Genomic DNA, 22876 nt, shown 5'->3' with positions numbered 1-22876 from the left:
GCATCGAGACCGGCATGCAGTGCGCCATCCACGTCGGTCACGTCTTCGGCTACTGAGCCGGACATCGCGGACACAAAAGGAGAAAGGATCATGATTGACCACCTGGAATCGCTGGCACGTATTGCGCTCAACATTGCCCTTGAAGTGCTGCCGCGCTTCTCCTGACCTGACACCCTCACGTTCCACCCACCGACACAAGGAGACTCACCATGGTTCGCGCCCTCACTTACGGCATTTCCGAGCTTTATCACCAGTTCGGTCATCTGCTGCCCTTTCAGTGCTGAACGATGCATGCCGACACCTCCCCGATAAGGACCGCCCAGCGGTCCTTTTCTTTATGTTGCGCAGGTGTTATTGACCGAAATTCGTCGTCCGGTGATTTTTTTAGTACGATTTCGGCATTCCATTAAAAAAACCGGGGCCAGCGGGATGTCATCTCCCACCAAAGTCTTTTGCATTGAGGACGACCACGATTCGGCAGACCTGATTCGCGAGGATCTGACGGATCGGGGCTATGTCGTGAAAGTGGCGCACGATTTCTCGGCGGCATTGGCAACGCTTGCGGCGTTCATGCCGGACATCATCGTGTGCGACGTGAACGTGCCGGGCATGACCGGCTTCGAGTTTCTGGAAAGCGCCCGGAGCATCATTCAGGGCGAGCGCAAGATTCCCTTCATCTTCCTGACGGGCAATGCCGACAAGGAATCCATCATGCGCGGGCACAGCACCGGCGCCGACGAGTACATGCTCAAGCCGGTGGATTTCGACGTGCTCGACACGGTGATCCGCAAATACACCGAGCATGAAGAGGCCCCGGAGGGCACGCCGCTGCCGTTCGGGCTCACCCGGCGAGAAGTGGAAGTGTTGCAATGGTCGGCCAAGGGCAAGACGTCGGCCGAGATCGCGATGATTCTCGAATTGGGGAAACGCACGGTCGACTTCCATATCGATAACGCCCGCGAAAAGCTGAACGTCGCCACGCGCACGGAAGCCGTGGTTCGCGCCGCCCTGCTCAACATCATTCAGCTCTGAGCGCGTCGTCGCGCCGGGCCCTCTCCCCTTCTACGCATGTCGAAAGCGTCTTCCTCATCTTCATCGGCCGGTCAATCGCTTCCCATCCGGGGGCGGATGTATCTTTTGCTCGCGGTGTGCCTCGTGGCGATGATCGCCGTGGGCATCGCGGTGCACTATCAGGTCGATTCCGCGCAGCAACGTGCCATTGCGGCCGAGCGCGCACAGATCGAGAACCTCAGCGTTCTCGAAGAACTCAACGATTACATTTCCGACTTCCGCACGGTCGAGTCGGAGGCCCTGGCGCCAATGTCGCCCAAGGCGCTGGCGGATATCCGCACGGCGGCGGGCGAGTTCGACGACAAGATCAAGGCAGCGTCCGAGCGTTATCAAAAGGTACTGGTGCACGACGAATTCCGTCTCGCCTTCTCGAAGTTCCAGTCGCAATGGGCGCAGTACCGCCGGGCATCGAATCAGGTGTTCCAGTTGGCGCAAGGCGGCAAGCTGAACGATGCAGCCCGGCTGTATCGCGGGGAATCGAGCGCCAAGTACACGCAGGCAAACAGCACGTTCGGCGCGTTAGTATTTCGCAGCACCGAGTCGCTGATCCGGGATGTCGAGGCGAAGAACACCGACGCTCGCAAACATCTGTTGAAGATCGACGGACTGATCGTCGCGATGATCGTCGTGACGCTGCTGTGCCTGATCTATGTGGATGCGGTGATTCTGCGGCCGCTCACGCATCTGATCCGGATGGCGGGGAACGCGGTGGCGGGCAAGGACAAGCTGCGGCTGCCGTGGCTGTCGCGCGGCGACGAAATCGGGACGTTGTCTCGCACGTTGTCAAAGATTCAGGACAGTACGGCGTCGTTGGTGCGCAATCAGAAGCTTGCGACGGCGAAGAACACGATCTTGCAGCGCGCGCTGGCGAATGAGGAGCGGCTGAACAACTTCCAGAAGACGTTCCGCTCGATGGCGACGCACGAGTTCCGCACGCTGCTGAGTGTGATCGACGGTCATGCGCAGCGGTTGCTCAGCCCGCGCAACGAGGAGACGGATTCCCGTCCGCGTTACACGAAGATTCGCGAAGCGGTAGCCAAGCTGAACAATCTGATTCAGAACTGGCTGGACGCAGCGCAGAGTGCATCGCTGGACGACCCGAAGTTTGGCAAACGCGCCGAACTCTCGCTCGTGGCCTTGCTGGAGGACGTGCGAGGCGTGGGCGCCGACATGTTCCCGAATGCGACGATCACGGTGCAGGCCCCGCAGGGGATGGACAGCCGCATGATCGGCGACAGCAATGTGCTGTTCCACGCGTTCATCAATCTGGTGAGCAACGCGACGAAGTACACGATGGCGCAGCCTGCCATCGACATGAGCGTGTCGGATAAGGGCGAAGCGTTCGAGGTGGTGCTGCGAGACAACGGCACGGGCATTCCGGAGGAGGAACTCAAGGAGATCTTCCAGATGTCGTTCCGCTCACGCAGTAACGCCGTGCTGGAAGACGGTTCCGGCGTAGGACTGGCCGTGGTGTACGCCGCCATCGAATTCCATAAAGGAACGATCGACGTCACCAGTCAGGTCGGCGTCGGGACGACGTTTACGATTACGTTGCCGAAGCAGCCCGTAGTTGAGGAGGCGGCGGCGGGTTGAGGATTCAGGGTCACGATGACCCGACAAGGATTCATACGAGGCTTTGCTCAAGGGCATCAGGGGACCCAGCGAGTCCCCAATAGCAAAGCATCCACGTTATTTACAAAAGCAGCCTAACGCTGCGCATCTGCGCTTCGGAACACTCCATGCACGAAATCATTTGTCCTCATTGCAAAAAAGCGTTCAAGATCGACGAAGCTGGCTACGCCGATATTCAAAAGCAGGTCCGCGACAGCGAATTCGATAAGCAGCGCGAAGAGCTGGAGAAGCAGTTGCACGAGCGGCTGCGGCTGGCCGAGCAGGAAAAGCAGAATGCCGTGGCGCTGGAACAAGCCAGGCTGGCCGGTGAAATGACGAGCAACGCCGCCAACAAGGATGCCGAAATCCAGGACCTCAAGAACCAGTTGGAAGCGGCCGCCATGGCCAGCCGGCTGGCCGTGACCGAGGCCCTGAGCGGACTGGAAAAGGAACGTGATGGGCTGCTCCACCAGTTGACGCAGGCGCAAAGCGAACAGCAAAGCGCCGAACAGCTGGCAGCCGCGCGGTTACAGGTCGAGCTGGAGAAAGCCGCTGCGGCCAAGGATGTCGAAATCCAGAGGCTCAAGGCCCAATTGGACGGCGAAGTCATGGCACGCCAACTGGCGGTGACGACCGCCGTCAACGATGTGCAAAAGCAGCGTGACGAGCTTGCGCAGCAGTTGCATCAGGCCCAGGCCGAACAAAAATCTCAGGCCGAGCTGGCTCAGGCCCGATTGGACACCGAGCTGCAAAAAGCCGTCACCAGCAAAGAACTTGCATTACAAACATTGAAATCGCAGTTGGATGCGACGTCAGTCAGCCACCAATTGGCGATTACCGAGGCCGTGGGCAAAGTGCAGCAAGAGCGGGACGCGCTCAGAAACAATCTGGACCGCGCAGCACTGGAAAAGGAACTGGCCGAAAAATCGCTCAAGGACAAGTACGAAACCCAGCTAAAGGACCGGGACGAAGCCATTGAGCGTCTGCGCGACATGAAGGCAAAACTCTCGACGAAAATGGTCGGCGAGACGCTGGAACAGCATTGCGAAATCGAATTCAATCGCATCCGCGCCAGTGCTTTTCCGCGTGCCTATTTCGAGAAGGACAACGACGCCAGCGGTGGCAGCAAAGGCGACTTCATCTTCCGGGAGAGCGACGACGCGCAAACGGAAATCGTCTCGATCATGTTCGAGATGAAAAACGAGAACGACCAGACGGCCACGAAGAAAAGGAACGAAGACTTCTTCAAAGAGCTGGACAAGGACCGTTCGGAGAAAGGCTGTGAATACGCGGTGTTGGTTTCGCTGCTGGAGCCTGACAGCGAGCTTTATAACAGCGGCATCGTCGATGTCTCGCACCGCTACCCGAAGATGTACGTGGTGCGGCCGCAGTTCTTCATCCCGATGATTACGCTGTTGCGCAACGCGGCCATGAACTCACTGCGCTACAAGTCCGAGTTGGCCCTGGTGAAAGCACAGAATCTGGATATCACTCGCTTCGAGAGCCAGTTGGACGACTTCAAGACCTCGTTTGGCCGCAACTGGCGTCTGGCCTCCGACGGTTTCGAAGAAGCCGTCAAGCGCATCGACGAAGCCATCAAGGATCTGGAAAAGACCAAGGACGCGCTCTACAAGTCGGCCAATAACCTGCGGCTGGCGAACGACAAGGCCGAAGACCTCACCGTCAAGAAACTGACTCGCGGGAACCCGACCATGGCGGCTAAGTTTGCGGAACTGAAGGGTGAAGATCCCTCGGACTCAAATTGACCTGATGTCAAAGGCAGGAAGCGTTCCAACTGCGGTAACTTGAGCGCAGGGCAGGTCCGTAATGCGGCACTCCAAGCTTCCCGCCATCGCGACTTGAGAGCCCTCGGAATGCCACTGACGATTGTATATCTCCGCGTACTGTAATTCGCGCCATGGATGACGACAGTGTGGAAATCAAAGTGGCGTGATTTACTGATAAATATCAAAGATGCAAAAACTTATCTGGTATCCGGGCGACTCGTGGGGTGAAGTCAGCGGCGGACTGCCGCTATTCCGTGGGTTTTCCAGGCCATCGAACAATCAGGTCATCGACATTCAATCGCCGTCTAACCGTCTCCCACAGAACATGCCGCTGGATGTTCAATCAAGAATGGACGACTGGTTCTTCAAGAGATTCGGGATGCGCTTTCGTGAAAGCTCGCTTTTTGCGACGGGAGACATAACGACGGCCCAGAGCTATGCGGGAGACCGGGGGCAAATTCGGCAGCTCAAGCCCAAGGATAGGTTTTGCTTCTGCTGGAGTCCGGAGTGTGCCGACCTCTACAACGAATTCGAGTATTCGGGCCGCACTGAATCCGTCGAGGCATTGCTGGATCGACTTAGTTTTCAATGCGATGAACTTGAAGAAGCGCTCCTGTCTCACAACGAAATAATGTTAGTCTGCACCGCCGTCGAGGCGACCCTCGTTACTGGTACCTAGCACCGCATGTCATCCCTTTCTCCCATCAAGCCTCTGCTGACGATTGTGCAACGCCTGGGAATCGATCTGATCCATGAAAGATACCGCGCGATTGAGCCTATTGGCCAGACGTATGGTGGCGCCACGTTCAAAGGGATCGATCAACAGACTCGGAAGCAGGTTTTCATCAAATACCTGATTGGGTCTCGAGGAGAACTCAATAGAGCGAAGTTCGCAATGGAGCGCGATGCGCTGAAGAACATATCGCTTTTTGACGCCAATCTGGTTCCGAAACTCCTGACCACTGAGGAGTTTCCGGATATCGAATCGTCCGCGATCATCACGGAGTGGGTCGATGGCGAATTACTGAGCGACTGGCTTGGCCGAAGTGCGCCATACAGCATGAACGACAAACTAGCGGTCTTCGCGCGAATCACCCGAGCGCTATCGATCGCCACGTTGCCCTATTTGCACCGGGATTTTCACCCTGGCAATGTCATGCTTCTTCCGGAAAGCACTGTGCGGATAGGCCCCGAATATATCGACAATCCTAGGAAGATTGACCCCGGCGTCAAGATATTGGATTGGGGGGAAGCTCTGCCGGTCATCAGTGGCAATTACGACGACGAACCTGAGCACCACTTCACAATGCTCACCCTTGGACCACGCACCATCGGAGGTGCCTTCAGCAGCCTGCCTCCCGAGATTTTCAAACCCTGGGTCGGGAATCAGCACTTCGGCGGAACCTACGAAGCATGGGGAATGGCAGTCTTGCTCTATAGGATGTTGACCGGCAAAGACTTCAATGCCCTGAAAAGCATCGGCGAGTACGTCCGGCAAATCTACGATGGCACGTTGAAGCAAATCGTTGCGAGCCGCGCGTCCGAACTAGCCAGCTTACAACTCCCCGGCGGCGGCATTATTCCGCGCCTGTTCGAATGGATGTGCAAGGAGGAACCTGCGGGGCGTGCGCCGCTTAGTATGGTCGGACATGCGCTGTTCGACATCCTATATGAGAGACTGAATCTCAACGGGCCGGACCTGAAAAGGTACATGAGCTATCTCGCCAACGGGGAACCTTTCACGCCGAAAGGTGGCTGGAAGTACCGCCGCGAATTCGACCTCGACTGATACCACCGCAAGTTGCCACCTTGGAACTGAGCTATCCACAATGTCTTGAGGCCGCCAAAGAGCTTGCGCCGAACAGATTTTCAACGCGGCAGGACTTGAGGATTAAACCAACCTCACCCCACCAACACCCCACTCGCCACCGCAGCACGAGCCGCAGCCGCTGCCAGACGTTGCGGATCACCACCATGCACGCGCATGAGCACATCACCGACTTTCACCCGCTCTCCAACAGCGCAAAGCAGATCCACACCCGCCCCCAGATCCTCGGGTGCACCGGCGTCGCGGGCGATGCCGGAAATCTCCCAGCCGTCGATAGCCGCGACGACACCGTCTGACGTTGCCACGACGTTTACGAATTCCGTGGAAGGCGTCGCATAAGGTTTGCGCCCCTGTGCGTCGACGACGCGTTCGAACGCGCGACGCGCCGAGCCATCCGTCAGCAATGCTTCGGCGATAACCCGCGCCTTGACGACATCGCCGCCAAGCGCCGGATCCCACGACAGAATCCGCGACGCGAACGTCAGTGCTTTCTCCCGCAGATCGGCTGGCGCAGCGGCGTCATTGTCCAGTACCTGCAACACATCTCGCAGCTCCAGCGCCGGCCCGATGCCTCGACCGATCGGCGCACGGCCATCGGTGGCGAATGCCTGCACGGTCATGCCCAACGCTGCCCCGACCCGCTCGAACAGCGCGCCAAGTTCGCGCGCCTGCGCTTCATCCGCCATCTTGGCCTGCGGCCCCCACGGCAGATCCACCACCACGTGCGTGGCGCCGGCACAGAACTTCTTGGAAAGTATCGATGCGACAGACCATCTGCGCGTATCCAGCCGGAGCGGTCGCACCATCGCGTTCGTCACGTCGTCGACGCGAGAGTGATTGAGACGTCCGTTCCAGACGATGCAGCCCCCGGCCTGCGCCACTGCTGCGCGCATTTCGGCGGCGTCGAGATCGACACGCGTCGCCGCCTCCATCGCGTCGGCCGTTCCCGCCGCCGACGTGATCGCACGCGACGACGTCTTCGGCATGCACAACCCGTAAGCCACGACCAGCGGCACCACGATCAGCGTGATGCGACTGCCCGGCACGCCGCCCATCGAATGCTTGTCGACGACGATCGGACGTCCCCAATCGATGCGCGGCATCCATCGAGTGCGGGCACGCGTCAGCGCAACGATCTCGTTGTCGTCCAGCCCTTCGATCAATAACCGTAGCAGCGCTTCGCCCTCTTCCGGCGCATAGCGCTCATGCATCAGGTCGTCGAGGAGTAACGTCCACGACGCCTCGTCAAGCGTTGCACCGGCACGCTTGGCTTCCGCCAACCCCAGACTCTCCGGGGGCGCCGCACACGTCTCCAACGCTTCGACGAAACGCGCGATGCCGATGTCACTAGTGCTGTCGTTCGATACGCGCACGAGCGGCACTTCTGCCGGATAGGCCGTGACGGTGCGAGCCAGTCGCGCGACGATCTGTTCAGGCGTTTCGCGCCCGCGCCCGGCGATGCGCATAGCAAGCACCTCGGCCGGTGCACTGACTTCGATGACGATCAGACGCGGTACCCGGCCAATGAGTTTGGGCAGAATCGCCCGGGACCCATTGGCCACCACGTGACGGCCCTGCGCAAGATCGTCACGCAGCGTGGCATCGAGCCCGTAATGCAGCCCATGCGCCTGCCATGTGACGAGAAACGCGCCCTGCGCATCGCGAGCGGCGAACTCAGCTTCGGTCACGCCGATGTGCGCCTCACCCGGGGCGTCGCCCGGACGGGTAATCGTACGTGTCGCAAACACGTACCGGCCGCTGTCGGCGAAGCGCGCCTGCGCCCCGTCGATCAGCGTGTCCTTGCCGGCCCCACTGGGGCCGACCACGAAGAAGAAAATCCCGGGGCGCGTCATGGTCGGCGTCGGCGTGTCGAGTGTCGGTAGATGTCGATGCCCGGATCAGGCTTCGTCCAGGCCGATATCGACGGCCGGGGCCGACTGCATGATCTTGCTCGTCGAAATGTAGTCGACGCCCGTCTCGGCAATCGGGCGAATCGTATCCAGACGAATCCCACCCGACGCTTCCACCTTGCATTTGCCGTTGATCATGGCGACAGCCGTCTTCATGTCTTCGACCGACATGTTGTCCAGCATGATCACGTCCACGTCGGTCTCAAGCGCCTCGCTCACCTGATCGAGGCGGTCGCATTCCACTTCCACCTTGGTCAGCATCGGCACGAGTTTGCGCGCACGCGACACTGCGGCCTTGATGCTGCCGGCCACAGCAATGTGGTTGTCCTTGATCATCACGCCGTTATCCAGCCCCAGGCGGTGGTTCAGCCCGCCGCCACAGCTCACGGCGTGCTTTTCCAGCATGCGCAGTCCCGGCGTCGTCTTGCGGCTGTCGAGCAGTCGGGCGCGCGTGCCTTCGATGGCGGCGACATAACGCGCCGTCTCGTTGGCGATACCGCTCATGCGCTGCACGATGTTCAGTGCAGTGCGCTCCGCCGTGAGAATGCTGCGGGCGTTACCGGACACGTGCAGCAGGATCGCACCCTTCGGGGCATGCTCACCGTCACGCACTTTCACATCGATCTTGAGCGTCGGATCGTAACGCTCGAAAATTCGCGCAGCCACTTGAATGCCGGCAACGATCACCGGTTCACGGGCGTTCATGACAAAAGCGCCGGCGGCAGATTCGTCGATCATGGTCTGCGCCGTAAGGTCGCAATAACCAATGTCTTCGGTGAGCCACAGGTCGATCAGTCGGTCAACAGCAAAACGGTCGTACATGGCGGTTCCTCAGTCAGGACTCGGAAGGGTTATTCGTAGCGTACACACTTAAAATAACGCCTTCAAGGAAAACAATTCCCCTTGTCGGTAGAGAAAAACCCTATGTCTTTGATTGGCCGTTAATTGACGGCCTTTCTGGCATTGGCGAGAGCGGTAATTGACGATATCAGATCATCGGCAGACCTCTTATTTTTGTAGCGCATACACTTTTTGTTCGTGCTATACATCCGTCAGTGCCGAGCGCACACGCCCGAATTCTCGCCGGGCGGACGATTCACCCATCCCTTACAGTCATCGGGAATCGCCATGTCTTATATCTCAACGCCAAATGTGGTTGAAGCTGTGGCCACGTCGAGCGCCGACACCGACGCGGTCTACCGCAAGGTCACGGTGCGTCTCATCACCTTCTTCTGTCTTTGTTATTTCGCGGCGTATCTCGATCGCATCAACGTCGGGCTGGCCAAACTGCAAATGCTCAGTGCATTGCAGTTCAGCGATACCGTCTACGGGCTGGGCGCCGGTTTGTTCTTCGCTGGTTACATTCTGTTCGAGGTGCCCAGCAACCTGATTCTGCAAAAGGTCGGCGCGAAGCTCTGGATCGCCCGCATCATGGTCACGTGGGGCCTGATCTCGGGCGCGACCGCCTTCGTCTCGACACCCACGCAGTTCTATGTGCTGCGCTTCCTGCTGGGCGTGGCCGAAGCCGGGTTTCTGCCGGGCGTGCTGCTGTATCTCACGCGCTGGTATCCGGATGAGCGACGCGCACGCATCATCGCGCTATTCATGGTCGGCCTGCCGCTCTCGAGCATGATCGGCAGTCCGCTGTCGGGCTGGATCATGCAGATGTTCGACGGCGCTCACGGCTTCGGCGGCTGGCAATGGCTGTTCGTGATCGAGGCCGTTCCGTCTGTCGTGCTGGGCATTGCGATCTTCATCTATCTGCCGAACGACATCGCGTCGGCGCGCTGGCTCACGCCGCAGGAAAAAGCCGTGCTCGTCGCCAACCTCGACAAGGACGCCGGGGTACACAAGCGCCACAATCTCGGCGCCGCGTTCTCCGACGTGAAGGTGTGGATGCTGGGACTGATCGACCTGTGCGTGCTGCTCGGCCTGTATGGCGTGAGCTTCTGGCTGCCGACGATTCTGAAAGACACCGGCGTCAAGGACCCGTACACGATCGGCTGGCTGATGGCGATTCCCAACGCGCTGGCCGTTATCGGCGTGCTGGTCTGGGGCGCCCGCTCGGATCGACTGCGCGAACGCCGCTGGCACATCGTGCTGCCCTTCCTGCTCTCGGCAGTCGCCATGTTCATCTTTGCCAGCGGCTCACACGGCACGGCAATGACGGTCCTGCTGTTCTCGCTGATCAATCTGGGCGCGGCGGCTGCCATGCCGGTAGTGTGGGCGGTACCGTCGACCTTCCTGAAAGGGGCGGCTGCGGCAGCAGGCATCGCGTTCGCCTGCTCGCTGGCCAACCTGGGCGGCTTCCTGAGCACCTATTTCATCGGCTGGCTGCGTGACACCTTCCACTCGCAATCGGCGGGTATTTACGGGTTTGCCGCGTGCATGCTGATCGGTTGCGCGCTGGCATTGGCGTACCCGAAGCACGTCGTGAATCGTTGAGGATGGCTTGAAGTGAGGGCTGTGCGAATCGGATGGCTCACATGATTCGTACAGCCTCGTCGGCTGAGGCAAGACGCTTTAGCCGACGAGCGTTTTACCGGCTTCCACGTCCATGAGCGACGTCACAGGAAGACGATGTCGACGAGCCGTCAGATCCGCCGCAATCGACACGGCAATCTCCGGCGGCGTCCGCCCGCCCAGATACAACCCGACAGGGCCGTGCAATCGCGCAAGCGCCTCCGACGTCACCCCGAACAAGGCCAGCCGCTCGCGACGCTTCTCATTGTTGCGACGCGAACCAATCGCACCGACGTAGAACGCCGGCGACATCAACGCCTCCATCAGCGCGAGATCGTCGAGCTTGGGATCGTGCGTGAGCGCCACGACCGCCATGCGCGCATCGGGACGCATGCCGACGACGGTATCGTCGGGCATCGTGCGTACCAGCGTCGTGCCGGGCGTATGCCAGCCGTCCCGATACTCCTCGCGCGGATCGCAAACCGTGACGGCGTAATCGAGCGTGAGGGCGATGTTGGCGACGTACTGCGTGAGCTGCCCTGCGCCGATCAGCAACAACCGCCAGGTCGGTCCATGTGTGGTGATGAGACGCGCGCCATCGAACGTGCAGGCGTCTCCGTCGAGATGCTCGTCGAGCGGGGTGAGCGTGACGTGGCCCGTGGCCATGTCGAGCGTGCGGCGCATCGCCCGGCCGTTGCACATCGCCTCGATCAGCGCGGGCAACAGGCTGGCGCTCGACAACGTCTCGCGCACCAGTCGCATCGTGCCGCCGCAAGGCAGGCCGAAACGGTGCGCTTCGTCGGCGCTGACGCCATATTCGATGCGCTCCGGCAACGCCGAGGGCGCACCGTCGCGCAGCAAGCGGTCGATCAGATCGTCCTCGATGCAACCGCCCGACACCGAGCCGACGAGTCGCCCGTCATCGCGCATGGCCAACATCGCGCCGGGCGGGCGCGGCGACGATCCCCACGTAGCGACCACGGTGTAGAGATGCACCGCACGCTGTTGCGAGAGCCAGCGTGAGGCGGTTTCGAGAACTTCGCGATCGACGCTGTGCATGGGGGCTCCGTGGATCGAGCGAACGCTCAGGGATGGTGTGCGGCGCGCGCACGGGCAGCGGCGCCGCCCAGGTTTTCCCATGCGGGCTGGTCGGGGGCGTAGCGCGTGCGGATGTAGGCGGCAAGCTCGGCCATCTGGCGATCGTCGAACGCGTCGCGGAACCCGGGCATGTAGCCGAGGCCTTCCGTCGCGGGCTGATCGATGCCGTTCATCAGCACATGCATGAGGTTGTCGGGGCTGGCCTGACTGACGCTCGTATTGAGTCCCATCAGCGGTCGCACGCCAAAGTGCCCCACGCCGCCCGAATCTGTATGGCAAACGGCGCAGGCCGCCTCGAAAGCGCGACGACCGTTCTCGAGTCCGAGCGTGGTCGCAATGTCCACACCCGCAGCGCGATTACGCACGAGATCGGCCACCTTGGCCGTGTCGGGTTGCGGCGACAGCGACGAGATGTAATGCGCGATGGCGCGCACGTCGGATTCGGGCAACGCGGCAAGTCCGGATACCACAGGCGCCATCGGACCCGCGGCGACCCCATGCTCCGGCGAGAAGCCGGTGCGCAAGTAATCGAAGAGCGCCGCTTCGGTCCACGGCACCGGCGTGTCGGGGGTACCGACGAGCGGCGGCGCGCGCCAGCCCTCAGCTTCGCCGCCGCGCAGATACAGCTTGTCGCGCTCCGCGCCGAGCATGTTGCGCGGCGTATGGCAGGCCCCGCAATGCCCCGCGCCGTCGACAAGGTAACGACCGCGATTCCACAGCGTCGACTGCGCGGGATCGGGACGATATTCGGCGGTGTCGTGATACATCCAGTTCCACCCGGCAACCAGACGTCGTTGATTGAGCGGGAACGGGAGTTCGGTTTTCGGCGGCGTATTCGAGACGGCCGGTTGCGACATCAGATACCCGTAGAGCGCGAGCATGTCCGGCTCGCTCATTTTGGCAAACGACGTGTACGGAAATGCGGGGTACAGATGCGAGCCGTCTCGGGAGATGCCCTCACGCATGGCGCGCGCGAAGGCGGCATACGACCAGCGACCGATACCGGTCTCGGGGTCGGGCGTGAGGTTGGTCGAGTAGACGGTGCCGAACGGTGTTTCCAGCGCGAGGCCACCGGCATTGGTCGCGCCGCCCCGGGTCGTATGGCAGACGGCGCAATCGCCCGCCAGAGCGACCTGTCGTCCGCGCTCCAGCGTCGCGGCGGACCACAACGTGTTGTCTGCCGCCGAGATGGGGGCAATTTCCGCCGGTCCGGGCAGCATGGCGCACGCGAGTCCGACCAGCCCGCCGATCAGTCCGCCGATGCCGCCGCCCGCGAGCCAGCGACGCCAGCGTGCCGGGCGACGCCGGTCGGCGGGGGCATTTGCCACCCCGGCAATCTCTGCTGCGACCGGATCGCGAAACGCCTGACGCAGGCTGGCCGGATCGAACGGCGGCCGACGCAGGCGCACGCCGGTCGCGTCGAACAAGGCATTGGCGATGGCTGCGGCAGCCGACGCCGACGCATTCGCCAGACGGCGAGCGTCGGCCTCCGAGAGCTCGTGAGGCGCATGGGCGCCATCCGGCATCTCGCTGGCCTGCGTCAGCGCGCGTTGCAGCGCGAGCGCAACGGCTGCCTGATTGTCGTTGGGGTTATCGGTACCGGTTTCGTCGTGCGCCGCTTCGGCGTGCCATGCCATGCCCAACGCGCGCTGCATCGCGTCGGTGATCTGCCACGCGGGCAGACCGCTTACGTGAGGGGCGGCGTCGGGCTCACCCGTCGCGGCACCGGCGACCACGCGGCGAATCGCGATGTCCCCCGATTGCGGGTTGACGTCCAGATCGACGATCCACGCCGACCAGGCGTCCGGCGCGCCGTCCGTCGCGCCGTCCGTCACGTCAGAGGCGCCACCATCGAAAGCGAAACCCCGGCCGCGGCGCCAGCCATCCGGTACGGCCGGCGCATCGGCGCGCTCCGGCAGTCCCCACGCGGCGCGCTGCGCCACCATGCAGATGACCTCACGTGCACCGGCGTCTTGCCGGGGATCGAGATGGTGCAGGCGGTAGCTGACCGGGTCGTACCCGGCGTCCGTTGCCGCTTCGTCGATGAACGATTCACGCGCAAACGTGTGCGCTTGCGGCGGAATTCGATGGCCGACGTCGCTCACCTGCATGGCGCTGACGTCGTGACGATAAAGCTGCGGTGGCGGCAGTGCAGTGTCCTGCGATGCCATCATGGGAGGCGCAGCGTCGCCGGGGGCGGCATCGCTGGATACCTCTGCCCGGTAGTCCCAGGTGCGCAGTGTGCCGTCGGCGCGCGTGCGCGCCGTCACATCGAGCCGGGCGACGGCATCGCCGTCAAGCGTCGGCCAGCCGTAGGTCGCATGCGGCCCGCCATCCGGCGTCTGCGATCCGAAGGCACTCCCGGTGGCGGGAAGTGCATCGGCCTTGCCGGCGGGCACGACGCGGTGCGCGTCGCTATCGTCACGAGGGACGCCATCGACGCTATCGATCCGTGTCATGTTGCAGGTATTGCGCCGCGCGATGCACGGCTTTGACGATTTCGTAGTGTGTCCCGCAGCGGCACAGATTGAAGCGCAATGCGGCGTGAATCTCGCTGTCGTCGGGTGTGGGATTGCGGTCGAGCAACGCCTTGGCGCTCATGATCATGCCGTTCAGGCAATACCCGCACTGCGCCGCCTGCTCGTCGATGAAAGCGCGCTGGATCGGATGCAGATCATCGATCCGGCCCAGCCCTTCGAGCGTGGTGACCTCGCGTTCGCGAGCGATGCTGACCGGTACCACGCATGAGCGCGCGGGCTGACCGTCCACGAGTACCGTGCACGCGCCGCATTGACCAAGCCCGCAGCCATACTTCGGGCCGTTGAGCGCAAGATCGTTACGCAGCACGTAGAGCAGCGGCGTGTCCGGTGTCGCATCCGCCACGCTGTGGCGCTCGCCGTTCACGCACAGCGTGACTGGTCCTGCGACGGTATTCGATACGGCCATGGATTACTCGCAGACGAAAAATCGGGGTGACGCCGCCCGTACCGGACGCCTCACCCCGCAGGTTCATGCAAGTCCTGTGCCTGCAAGTCAGGCGACGGCGCTCAGCGGCGGCGCAACCGTGCGCGAGGAAGCGGGGACGAGGGGGATCTCGAACACATCGTAACCGAACACCCAGGCCGGGTCCTCATTGGTGCGCAGCCAGGTATTGTTGTGGGACACGCGCTGCACCTCGGAGGCGCGCGCCGCACGGTTCGCCTCGTAAAGCGCGAAGGCATTGCCGTAATCGGTGACGCCCACTTCGTTCAGGCAGCGCGTGAGCATGGCGGCGTCTTCGATGGCCATCGCTGCGCCTTGCGCCATGTGCGGCTTCATCGGGTGGCAGGCATCGCCCAGCATGACCAGACGGCCACGGCTCCACAGCGGCAACGGATCGCGTTCGAGCAGCGGCCACTTGGTGATCGTCGGCGAGACCTCGATCAGATGCTGCACGTCGGCGTGGTAGCCAGCGAACGCTTCGAGCATCTCCTCGCGGCTGCTCGGCAGCATGGACACGCCAGCCGGCCATTCCTTCTGCGGCACCCCGGTCACGTAGTAGTACTCGTCCTTCTTCTCGGTCACGTAGTAGACCATCATGTGGCGATCTTCCGACCACCACTTCACGCACATGTCGTAAGGCTTGTTGCCCAGCAGCGATGCCGGGAACACGGCGCGATGCGCGACATACCCCGTGTAGCGCGGCGGCTCCGCGCCCAGCAGATGCTCGCGAACCTTCGAGTTCACGCCATCGGCGCCGATCAGGATATCGGCCGTCTCGACGGTGCCGTCGGTAAAGGTCATGCGCACTTCACGACCGGTGTCCTCCACCGATTGCAGGCACTTGCCGAAGCGGATGGTGCCCGGCGAGACGGCGCGCGTCATCAACTCGTGAAAGTCGCCGCGATGCACCGTCAGATAGGTCGCACCGTAGGTTTTCAATGCGAACTCGCCCAGCGGAATCTGCGACATCGCCTCGGCCGTCTTCCAGTCACGGCTGTACCAGTAGTCGGGGTGCGAGCCCATGACGTTGAGCGCATCTTCGATACCCAGGCGACGCATGATCTTCATCACGTTCGGCCCCAGGTGAATGCCGGCGCCCAGACGCGAGAAGGCCGGGGCCTGCTCATACAGCGCAACGTCGTAGCCGCTGCGCTCCAGCAGACCGGCGGCCGCCGTGCCGCCCAGGCCTGCGCCGATAACGGCGATGCGTGGTTTGCTCATGAAAGCTCCTGATCGTGCGCCCGGCTTAGCCGTGAATCGGGGGAACATCCGGGCTGGTTGAGTTCGATGAATCAAAGCGTACACACGATAAATTTTGATCGCAAGAAGAAAAATGTCACGTCAGGGTTTGCCCCGATAAGGATCGATCAATTCACGTACACCCCTTGATCCATGCGGCCTCATGGGCGCCATCGGGGATTTTGTCTTGTGTTGCGAAAATATAATGTGTGCGCTAGAGTTTCTCGCACCTTGACCATTTATGGTGTGTGCACGGTATTGCTACCGTGCACCAGCCGGGTCGCCCAACCCTTCGGGAGAATGCCGTCATGACCAAGCAATTCCGCATCGGCCAGATCGTGCCGAGTTCCAACACCACCATGGAAACCGAAATTCCCGCGATGCTGCGGCTGCGCGAGACGATCCGGCCCGAGCGCTTCACGTTCCATTCGAGCCGCATGCGGATGAAGAAAGTGGTCAAGGAAGAGCTCGCGGCCATGGACGCCGAATCGGATCGCTGCGCGCTGGAGCTGAGCGATGCACGTGTGGACGTGCTCGGCTACGCCTGCCTCGTGGCGATCATGGCCATGGGTCGCGGCTATCACCGCGTGTCGCAGAAGCGTTTGACGGAGAAGACCGTCGAGAATGGCGGCGCGGCCCCGGTGCTCACGAGCGCCGGTGCGCTGGTCGATGCGCTGCGCGTGATCGGTGCGAAGCGCATCGTCGTGGTGGCGCCGTACATGGTGCCGCTCACCGAACTGGTCGTCGATTACATCCGTAACGAAGGCTTTGAAGTGATCGCGTATCGCGCACTCGAAATTCCCGACAACCTCGACGTCGGCCGTCACGATCCGAGCCGTCTGCCGGACATCGTCAAGACGCTGCCCTACGACGATGCCGACGCCATTGTGCTTTCCGCGTGCGTGCAGATGCCATCGCTGCCGGCGGTGTCGAAGGTCGAAGCCATGACGGGCAAGCCCGTGATTACGGCGGCAATCGCCACGACCTATGCCATGTTGCGCGAACTGGATCTGGAGCCGATCGTTCCGGGTGCCGGGGCGCTGCTCTCCGGTGCGTACTGACACGCCGCCTCTTCTCCCGCCCCGACATCACGACTTTCGCGGAGCCTGTCTCATGCCTTCCACGTTCCAGTACGGCGCCAATGTGGCCGCCAACGGCATTCGCCAGCATTACCTGCGCTATGGCGGCGCACACGGTGCGCGCGCATCGCGCCCGGCCATCGTGCTCATCCCCGGCATCACGAGTCCGGCCATCACATGGGGCTTCGTCGGCGAGGTGTTCGGCCGTGAGTTCGACACCTACGTGCTCGACGTTCGCGGGCGCGGCCTGTCGAGCGCTTCGGCCGACCTCGACTACAGCCTCGACGCTCAAGCAGATGACGTAGCCGCGCTCGTTGCCGCCCTGGGGCTGACGCGCGTGATACTCGTGGGCCATTCGATGGGTGCGCGCATCGCCGCACGCGCCGCCCTGCGCGAGCCGCACGGTCTGGCGTCGGTAGTGCTGGTCGACCCGCCGGTCTCCGGTCCGGGTCGCCGCGAGTATCCGGGCAAACTGCCCTGGTATGTGGATTCGATGGCACTCGCACGTGCGGGCACCGATGCCGAGGGCATGCGCGCCTTCTGTCCGACATGGACGGAAGAGGAGCGCACGCTGCGCGCCGAATGGCTGCACACCTGCGACGAGCGCGCCGTGCTGGCGTCCTACGAAGGTTTCCATCACGACGATTTCCACGCCGACGCCGCACAGTTGCGGGTGCCGTCGCTGCTCATCACGGCGCAGAACGGCGACGTGGTGCGCGACGAGGACGTTGCGGAATTGCAGCGCGCCACGCCGGCCATGCAGCATGTGCGTGTGCCGAACGCCGGCCACATGATTCCGTGGGACAACGCCGCGGGTTTCTATGCGGCGTTCGGTGACTTCCTCGGCGCACCGCTCGGCGGGCCGGTCGCCGTCTGACGATCACGCCACGACCGTCACGAGAACCCAACGAAGGCGCCGTACCAAGAGGTCAACAAGGAGTCATACGATGGCCATCAGCGATTACCAATTGATCGAAGCCTGGAAGGAAGTGCTCACGCTCTCGAAGCTGACGCCCGGGCAGACCGTCACGATTCTCACGAGTTCGTCGACACATCCGCAAACGCTGTCGTGCGCGCTGATCGCCACGCAGTCCATGGGCGCGATCGTCAACCGGCTCGACCTGCCGCCCGTAAACGGCGAAAAGGCGTTCAGCCGCGACTCGCTGGCCTATCTCGGCACCACGCCGCTGACCGGCAACCGCGCCGCCATTGCCGCACTCAAGCACAGCGACCTGGTGCTTGATCTGATGACGCTGCTGTTCTCGCCGGAACAGCACGACATTCTCAAGGGCGGCACGAAGATCCTGCTCGCCGTTGAGCCGCCGGAAGTACTGGCACGCATGGTGCCGACGCTGGCGGACAAGGCCCGCGTGCTGGCCGCCGCCGAAAAACTGAGCGCAGCGCGCGAGATGCGCGTGACGTCGGCTGCCGGTACGTCGCTGGTCTGCCCGATGGGCGAATTCGGCCCGACGGCCGAGTACGGCTTCGTCGACGAGCCGGGACGCTGGGATCACTGGCCGAGCGGTTTCGCCCTCTCGTATCCGAACGATCACACGGCGCACGGCACCATCGTGATCGATCGCGGCGACATTCTGCTGCCGCAAAAGCGCTATGTCACGGAGCCGATCGTGCTGACCGTGGAAAAGGGATATGCCACGCGCATCGAAGGCGGGGTGGACGCCGCGCTGCTGCGCGACTACATGGAGACGTTCCGCGACCCCGAGGGCTATGCCATCTCGCACATCGGCTGGGGGTTGCAACCGAGGGCGCGCTGGTCGACGCTCGGGTTGTACGACCGCGAAGCGACGATCGGCATGGATGCGCGCGCGTTCGAAGGCAACTTCCTGTTCTCGCTCGGCCCGAACAACGAAGGCGGCGGCAGCCGCACCACGACGTGCCACATCGACATCCCCCTGCGCCACTGCACGGTGTCGCTCGACAACGCCGTCGTCGTGCAGGACGGCCGGGTCGTGAACGAGTGAAAGCGAATGATCCGTGCGGCATCGCGCCGCGCATCCAACCCAGAGACAAGACGTCATGAGTGATACCTCGCAACACGCCGAAGCCCATGTCTATCAACGCCAGGGCTTCGGCACGCCGCTGCCGGTCCAGGGCAATATCGGCTTGCTGATCATCGATCTGGTGGTCGGTTTTGCCGACCCGAAGACCTTCGGCGGCGGCAACATTCCGCAGGCCATCGCACGCACGGTCGATGCGCTGGCGCTCGCGCGTCGCAACGGATGGCCGGTGGCGCACAGCCGTATCGTGTATGCCGACGACGGCAGCGACGACAACGTGTTTTCGCTCAAGGTGCCGGGCATGGCAACCCTGACCGAAGATCATCCGAACAGCGCCATCGTGCCGGAGCTGACGCCCGCGCCGGGTGAACTGGTCGTGCGCAAGGTCGTGCCGTCGGCATTTTTCGGCACGCAGCTCGCACCGTGGCTCTCGCAGCGCGCCGTGCAGACGCTGCTCGTCGCGGGTGCGGTGACCAGCGGCTGCGTGCGCGCGAGCGTGGTCGACGCCATGTCGCACGGCTTCCGGCCGCTGGTGCTGTCCGACTGCGTGGGCGATCGCGCCATCGCGCCGCACGAGGCCAACCTGTTCGACATGCAGCAGAAGTATGCGGCGGTGATGCCGCTGGAAGAAGCCATCGAAGCCATCCAGGCCGCCGACAAGCGCATTCGCTGACGCACGAAACCCGCCGCGCGCCCGGGATCGCGGGCGCGTGAGGCGGTGGCCGGGGACGGGAACGGCTGGCAAGTTGGGAAGAACGACCGCAGGGTGATTGACGGGCCAATATTGGCCCCCTACCGTGACGAATGGCATGGTGCGACGGCACTTGCCGAACCACAGGAATCTGCTTGTGAATCGCACCGAATTACTGGCGCGCGACGGCTGCCTGACAGTCATCCGCCAGCCCGTCAAACCCATCAAGCCCGCCCCCGGTCAGCCGGGCAGCCATTCGAGCTTCGTGCCCGAAGTCGCCGAAGTGTTCGTCGCCGTGCTCGACGACGGACGGATTCTCGCGTTCAACGGTCATGTCGATCTGGGCACCGGCATCCGCACGTCGCTCGCACAGATCGTGGCCGAAGAGCTCGATGTCGAAGCCGCTCAGGTGTCGATGCAGCTCGGCCATACCGACGCAACGCCCAATCAGGGCCCGACCATCGCGAGCGCCACCATTCAGATTTCCGCCGTACCGCTGCGATGCGCGGCGGCGCAGGCGCGTCATGCACTGATCGGGCTGGCCAGCCGTCGATTCGGCATTCCCGCGCAGCAACTGTCTTGCGATGGCGCACGAGTGTTCGGTGAAACCGCTGGCGGCGTGGCATGCAGCGCCACTTTTGCCGAACTTGTACGCGGCGAACGCATTGCGCTCGTGCTGGATCTTGCAACCCCGGTCAAGGACCCTGCCACCTATCGCGTGGTCGGCAAATCGTCGCGCCGCGTCGATCTTCCGGCCAAGGCGACCGGAGAACTGACCTTTGTGCACGACGTACGCGTGCCGGGCATGCTGCACGGCCGTGTTGTGCGTCCGCCCTACAGCGGCATCGATTCGGGCGCATTCGTCGGGGCGTCGCTGCTGCGCGTCGACGAGTCGTCCGTCATGCATTTGCCGGGGGTCAAAGCGGTCGTCGTGATCGGCGACTTCATCGGGGTTGTCGCGCAACGTGAGGAGCAGGCCATTCGGGCGGCGCGCGAGCTTCGCGTGACATGGAAACCCCTGCCCTCGCTGCCCGCCATGGACCACCCGGCGACGGCAATCTCCACCGCACCTGCCACGCGTCGCGCACTGCTCGACGAAGGCGACGTGGCGTCGGTCTTCGCGCGCGATGACGTGGTCACGCTCGAACGCACTTACGTCTGGCCCTATCAGATGCACGGCTCGATCGGCCCGTCGTGCGCAGTGGCCGACTACCGCGCGGAGGACGACGGACGAATCACCGTCTGGTCCGGCACACAAAACCCGGTCTCGCTGCGCTACGACCTGTCGCAGTTGATCGCCCGCGACGAATCGCAGATCGACATCGTGCGCATGGAGGCGTCGGGCTGTTACGGCCGCAATTGCGCGGACGACGTCTGCGGCGATGCGCTGCTGCTCTCACGCGCCGTGGGCGCGCCGGTACGCGTGCAACTGTCGCGCGCCGACGAACATCTCTGGGAGCCGAAAGGCACGGGCCAGGTCGTGACGGTTCGCGGTGCGGCAACACGCGACGGCGAGTTGCTGGCCTACGACTTCGCCTCTCGCTACCCGTCCAACGATGCGCCCCTCCTCGCCTCGCTGCTGACCGGTGTGACACCCCCGACGGGCGGCGTCTTCGAAATGGGCGACCGCACGGCGGTATCGCCTTACGAGAGCCCGAACCGCCGCTTCGTTTGCGACGATATGGCGCCGCTGGTGCGCGCCTCATGGTTCCGTGGCGTGTCGGCGTTGCCCAACTCGTTTGCCCACGATGCCTTTGCCGATGAAATGGCGGCGGCCACAGGCGTCGACCCGCTGCAATTCAAACTGCGCCATCTCAAGGACGAACGCGCCATCGAACTGCTCGAAGCGGTCGCCGCACGCGCGGGCTGGACGCCCCGGTCACACGACACCTCTCGCTGGGACACCGCGCCGCGTCAGGCGCGTGGACGCGGTGTGGCCTACGCGCGCTATGTGCACAGTCGCTTTCCCGGCTTCGGGGCCGCATGGTCGGCGTGGATTGTCGATGTCGTCGTCGATCGCGTGACCGGCGAGGTGACGGTGGAGCGCGTGACAGTCGGCCAGGATACGGGCACGATGGTCAACCCCGACGGGGTGCGTCATCAGTTGCACGGCAACGTCGTGCAGGTGCTCAGCCGCTCGCTCAAGGAGCGCGTGCGCTTCGTGGACGGCAAGGTGTCGAGCCGCGAATGGGGCAGCTATCCGATTCTGACCTTCCCGGAACTGCCTGCGCTGGACGTCGTACTCATGCCGCGTCAGGGCGAGCCGCCGATGGGGGCCGGAGAGTCCGCCTCGGTGCCGGGGCCAGCAGCTTTGGCCAATGCGATTTACGATGCGGTAGGTGTACGCATCGTCGCGCCGCCTTTCACGCCCGAAACCGTGCGCGCCGCGTTGGCGAGTACGGGCCGGCTGATGCCGGCGCAACCGAGTCTGGCGCCTTCCCTGTGAAGGTTTAACGGCATGCACATGAAGGCGTGAGCGTGCCGACGAACGATATCGAGGCAGATACCTGACCTCTGCGGCACGGGTATGCCGGCCTTACGCGTCTTTCTCGGTGGTCTCGCTATCCATCATCTTGCGCAGCAGGAACACCAGCGCCACGCGCTCGGCCGTGTTGAGCGCGCCGTAGGTGCGCTCGGTCACTTCCTTGGCGAACGGCACCGTGTGATTGATGAGGGTGAGGCCTTCGGGGGTGGCGCGCACGAGCAGCTTGCGACCGTCGCTCGGGTCGGTCGTGACTTCAATGAGGTGTCGCGCCTTGAGACGCTCGACCACGCCGCGAATGGTGGCCTGATCGATGGCCGTGGTCTTGACGATATCGTTGAGCGAGCACGACTGCTTTTCCTTGACGGTGCACAGCGCGACGAATTGCGCGGCGGTCAGGTCCGAATCGGGAATGGCGTCCTGAAAGATGGCGACGTGGCGCTGGTAGGCGCGGCGCAGCAGGTGGCCGATCTGATCGTGGAAGTCGTAGGAGTCTTTGCGCGACGTCATGAAGCGATGCCCGAATGGAAAGTGATGAAGTGTACACCCTGAAAGTGTGACGACCAAAGTGCTGATATTCCGTAGTTTGTGCTGCATCAAACGCGTGACGTCACTGT

General features: G+C 62.8%; 18 protein-coding genes. 11 read left to right on the top strand and 7 right to left on the bottom strand.

Annotated features, from left to right (window positions below; translation table 11 throughout):
* Positions 1-429 precede the first annotated feature (429 nt).
* From C5N93_RS28000 to C5N93_RS27980, 5 genes are all read left to right on the top strand, one after another.
* On the top strand, positions 430-1032 hold the full coding sequence (locus C5N93_RS28000; RefSeq protein WP_242561845.1) for a response regulator transcription factor: 603 nt from the start codon (positions 430-432) through the stop codon (positions 1030-1032).
* Between the two features lie 36 nt (positions 1033-1068).
* Positions 1069-2664: an ATP-binding protein gene (locus tag C5N93_RS27995; RefSeq protein WP_277990497.1), complete on the top strand. Its 1596-nt coding sequence runs from the start codon at positions 1069-1071 to the stop codon at positions 2662-2664.
* A gap of 146 nt (positions 2665-2810) precedes the next feature.
* The gene (locus C5N93_RS27990) at positions 2811-4448 is read left to right on the top strand and encodes a DUF2130 domain-containing protein (RefSeq protein ID WP_242561843.1); all 1638 of its coding nucleotides are present in this window, start codon (positions 2811-2813) and stop codon (positions 4446-4448) included.
* A 208-nt stretch (positions 4449-4656) separates the two neighbouring features.
* Complete coding sequence (locus tag C5N93_RS27985; RefSeq protein WP_242561842.1) at positions 4657-5148, top strand: hypothetical protein; 492 nt, start codon at positions 4657-4659, stop codon at positions 5146-5148.
* Between the two features lie 6 nt (positions 5149-5154).
* Entirely contained in the window at positions 5155-6258 is a 1104-nt protein-coding gene (locus tag C5N93_RS27980; protein WP_242561841.1) for a protein kinase, read from the top strand.
* Between the two features lie 113 nt (positions 6259-6371).
* Here the strand turns inward: C5N93_RS27980 and phnN are convergent, their stop codons facing one another.
* Both phnN and nadC read right to left on the bottom strand, forming a co-directional pair.
* Complete coding sequence (gene phnN / locus C5N93_RS27975) at positions 6372-8150, bottom strand: phosphonate metabolism protein/1,5-bisphosphokinase (PRPP-forming) PhnN (RefSeq protein WP_242561840.1); 1779 nt, start codon at positions 8148-8150, stop codon at positions 6372-6374.
* A gap of 45 nt (positions 8151-8195) precedes the next feature.
* Positions 8196-9029 carry a carboxylating nicotinate-nucleotide diphosphorylase gene (gene nadC, locus C5N93_RS27970; protein WP_242561839.1) on the bottom strand — a complete coding sequence of 278 codons (834 nt, stop codon included), beginning with the start codon at positions 9027-9029 and terminating at the stop codon, positions 8196-8198.
* Between the two features lie 306 nt (positions 9030-9335).
* Here nadC and C5N93_RS27965 point away from each other — a divergent pair, with 306 nt between their 5' ends.
* Positions 9336-10652, top strand: a complete 1317-nt coding sequence (locus C5N93_RS27965) for an MFS transporter (protein ID WP_242561838.1) — start codon at positions 9336-9338, stop codon at positions 10650-10652.
* Between the two features lie 78 nt (positions 10653-10730).
* On the opposite strand, the gene C5N93_RS27960 is transcribed toward C5N93_RS27965, so the two are convergent.
* The 4 genes from C5N93_RS27960 to C5N93_RS27945 all read right to left on the bottom strand — a co-directional run bounded on the left by C5N93_RS27960 (position 10731) and on the right by C5N93_RS27945 (position 15971).
* On the bottom strand, positions 10731-11729 hold the full coding sequence (locus tag C5N93_RS27960; protein ID WP_242561837.1) for an XdhC family protein: 999 nt from the start codon (positions 11727-11729) through the stop codon (positions 10731-10733).
* Positions 11730-11755: 26 nt separating this feature from the next.
* Positions 11756-14227 (bottom strand): c-type cytochrome, encoded by a 2472-nt coding sequence (locus tag C5N93_RS27955; RefSeq protein ID WP_242561836.1) that lies wholly within the window; start codon positions 14225-14227, stop codon positions 11756-11758.
* Positions 14211-14714 (bottom strand): (2Fe-2S)-binding protein, encoded by a 504-nt coding sequence (locus C5N93_RS27950; protein WP_242561835.1) that lies wholly within the window; start codon positions 14712-14714, stop codon positions 14211-14213. The genes C5N93_RS27955 and C5N93_RS27950 overlap by 17 nt, the downstream gene beginning before the upstream one ends.
* An 87-nt stretch (positions 14715-14801) precedes the next feature.
* Complete coding sequence (locus C5N93_RS27945; protein WP_069343616.1) at positions 14802-15971, bottom strand: FAD-dependent monooxygenase; 1170 nt, start codon at positions 15969-15971, stop codon at positions 14802-14804.
* Positions 15972-16297: 326 nt separating this feature from the next.
* Here C5N93_RS27945 and C5N93_RS27940 point away from each other — a divergent pair, with 326 nt between their 5' ends.
* The 5 genes from C5N93_RS27940 to C5N93_RS27920 all read left to right on the top strand — a co-directional run bounded on the left by C5N93_RS27940 (position 16298) and on the right by C5N93_RS27920 (position 22223).
* Entirely contained in the window at positions 16298-17050 is a 753-nt protein-coding gene (locus C5N93_RS27940) for an Asp/Glu racemase (protein WP_242561834.1), read from the top strand.
* A 52-nt stretch (positions 17051-17102) separates the two neighbouring features.
* On the top strand, positions 17103-17945 hold the full coding sequence (locus tag C5N93_RS27935; protein WP_242561833.1) for an alpha/beta hydrolase: 843 nt from the start codon (positions 17103-17105) through the stop codon (positions 17943-17945).
* A 70-nt stretch (positions 17946-18015) separates the two neighbouring features.
* On the top strand, positions 18016-19050 hold the full coding sequence (locus C5N93_RS27930; RefSeq protein ID WP_242561832.1) for a 2,5-dihydroxypyridine 5,6-dioxygenase: 1035 nt from the start codon (positions 18016-18018) through the stop codon (positions 19048-19050).
* Positions 19051-19105: 55 nt separating this feature from the next.
* Positions 19106-19759, top strand: a complete 654-nt coding sequence (locus C5N93_RS27925) for an isochorismatase family protein (protein WP_242561831.1) — start codon at positions 19106-19108, stop codon at positions 19757-19759.
* Positions 19760-19934: 175 nt separating this feature from the next.
* Complete coding sequence (locus C5N93_RS27920) at positions 19935-22223, top strand: molybdopterin cofactor-binding domain-containing protein (protein ID WP_242561830.1); 2289 nt, start codon at positions 19935-19937, stop codon at positions 22221-22223.
* A gap of 90 nt (positions 22224-22313) precedes the next feature.
* On the opposite strand, the gene C5N93_RS27915 is transcribed toward C5N93_RS27920, so the two are convergent.
* Positions 22314-22769, bottom strand: coding sequence for a MarR family winged helix-turn-helix transcriptional regulator (locus tag C5N93_RS27915; protein ID WP_069343622.1), 456 nt, complete (start codon positions 22767-22769; stop codon positions 22314-22316).
* Positions 22770-22876: the final 107 nt, after the last annotated feature.

The organism is Pandoraea sp. LA3, from assembly GCF_022696215.1.
GTDB classification, from domain to species: Bacteria; Pseudomonadota; Gammaproteobacteria; order Burkholderiales; family Burkholderiaceae; genus Pandoraea; species Pandoraea capi.
Note: the sequence above shows the minus strand (reverse complement) of the source record. Positions and strands in the feature narration are given on the sequence as shown.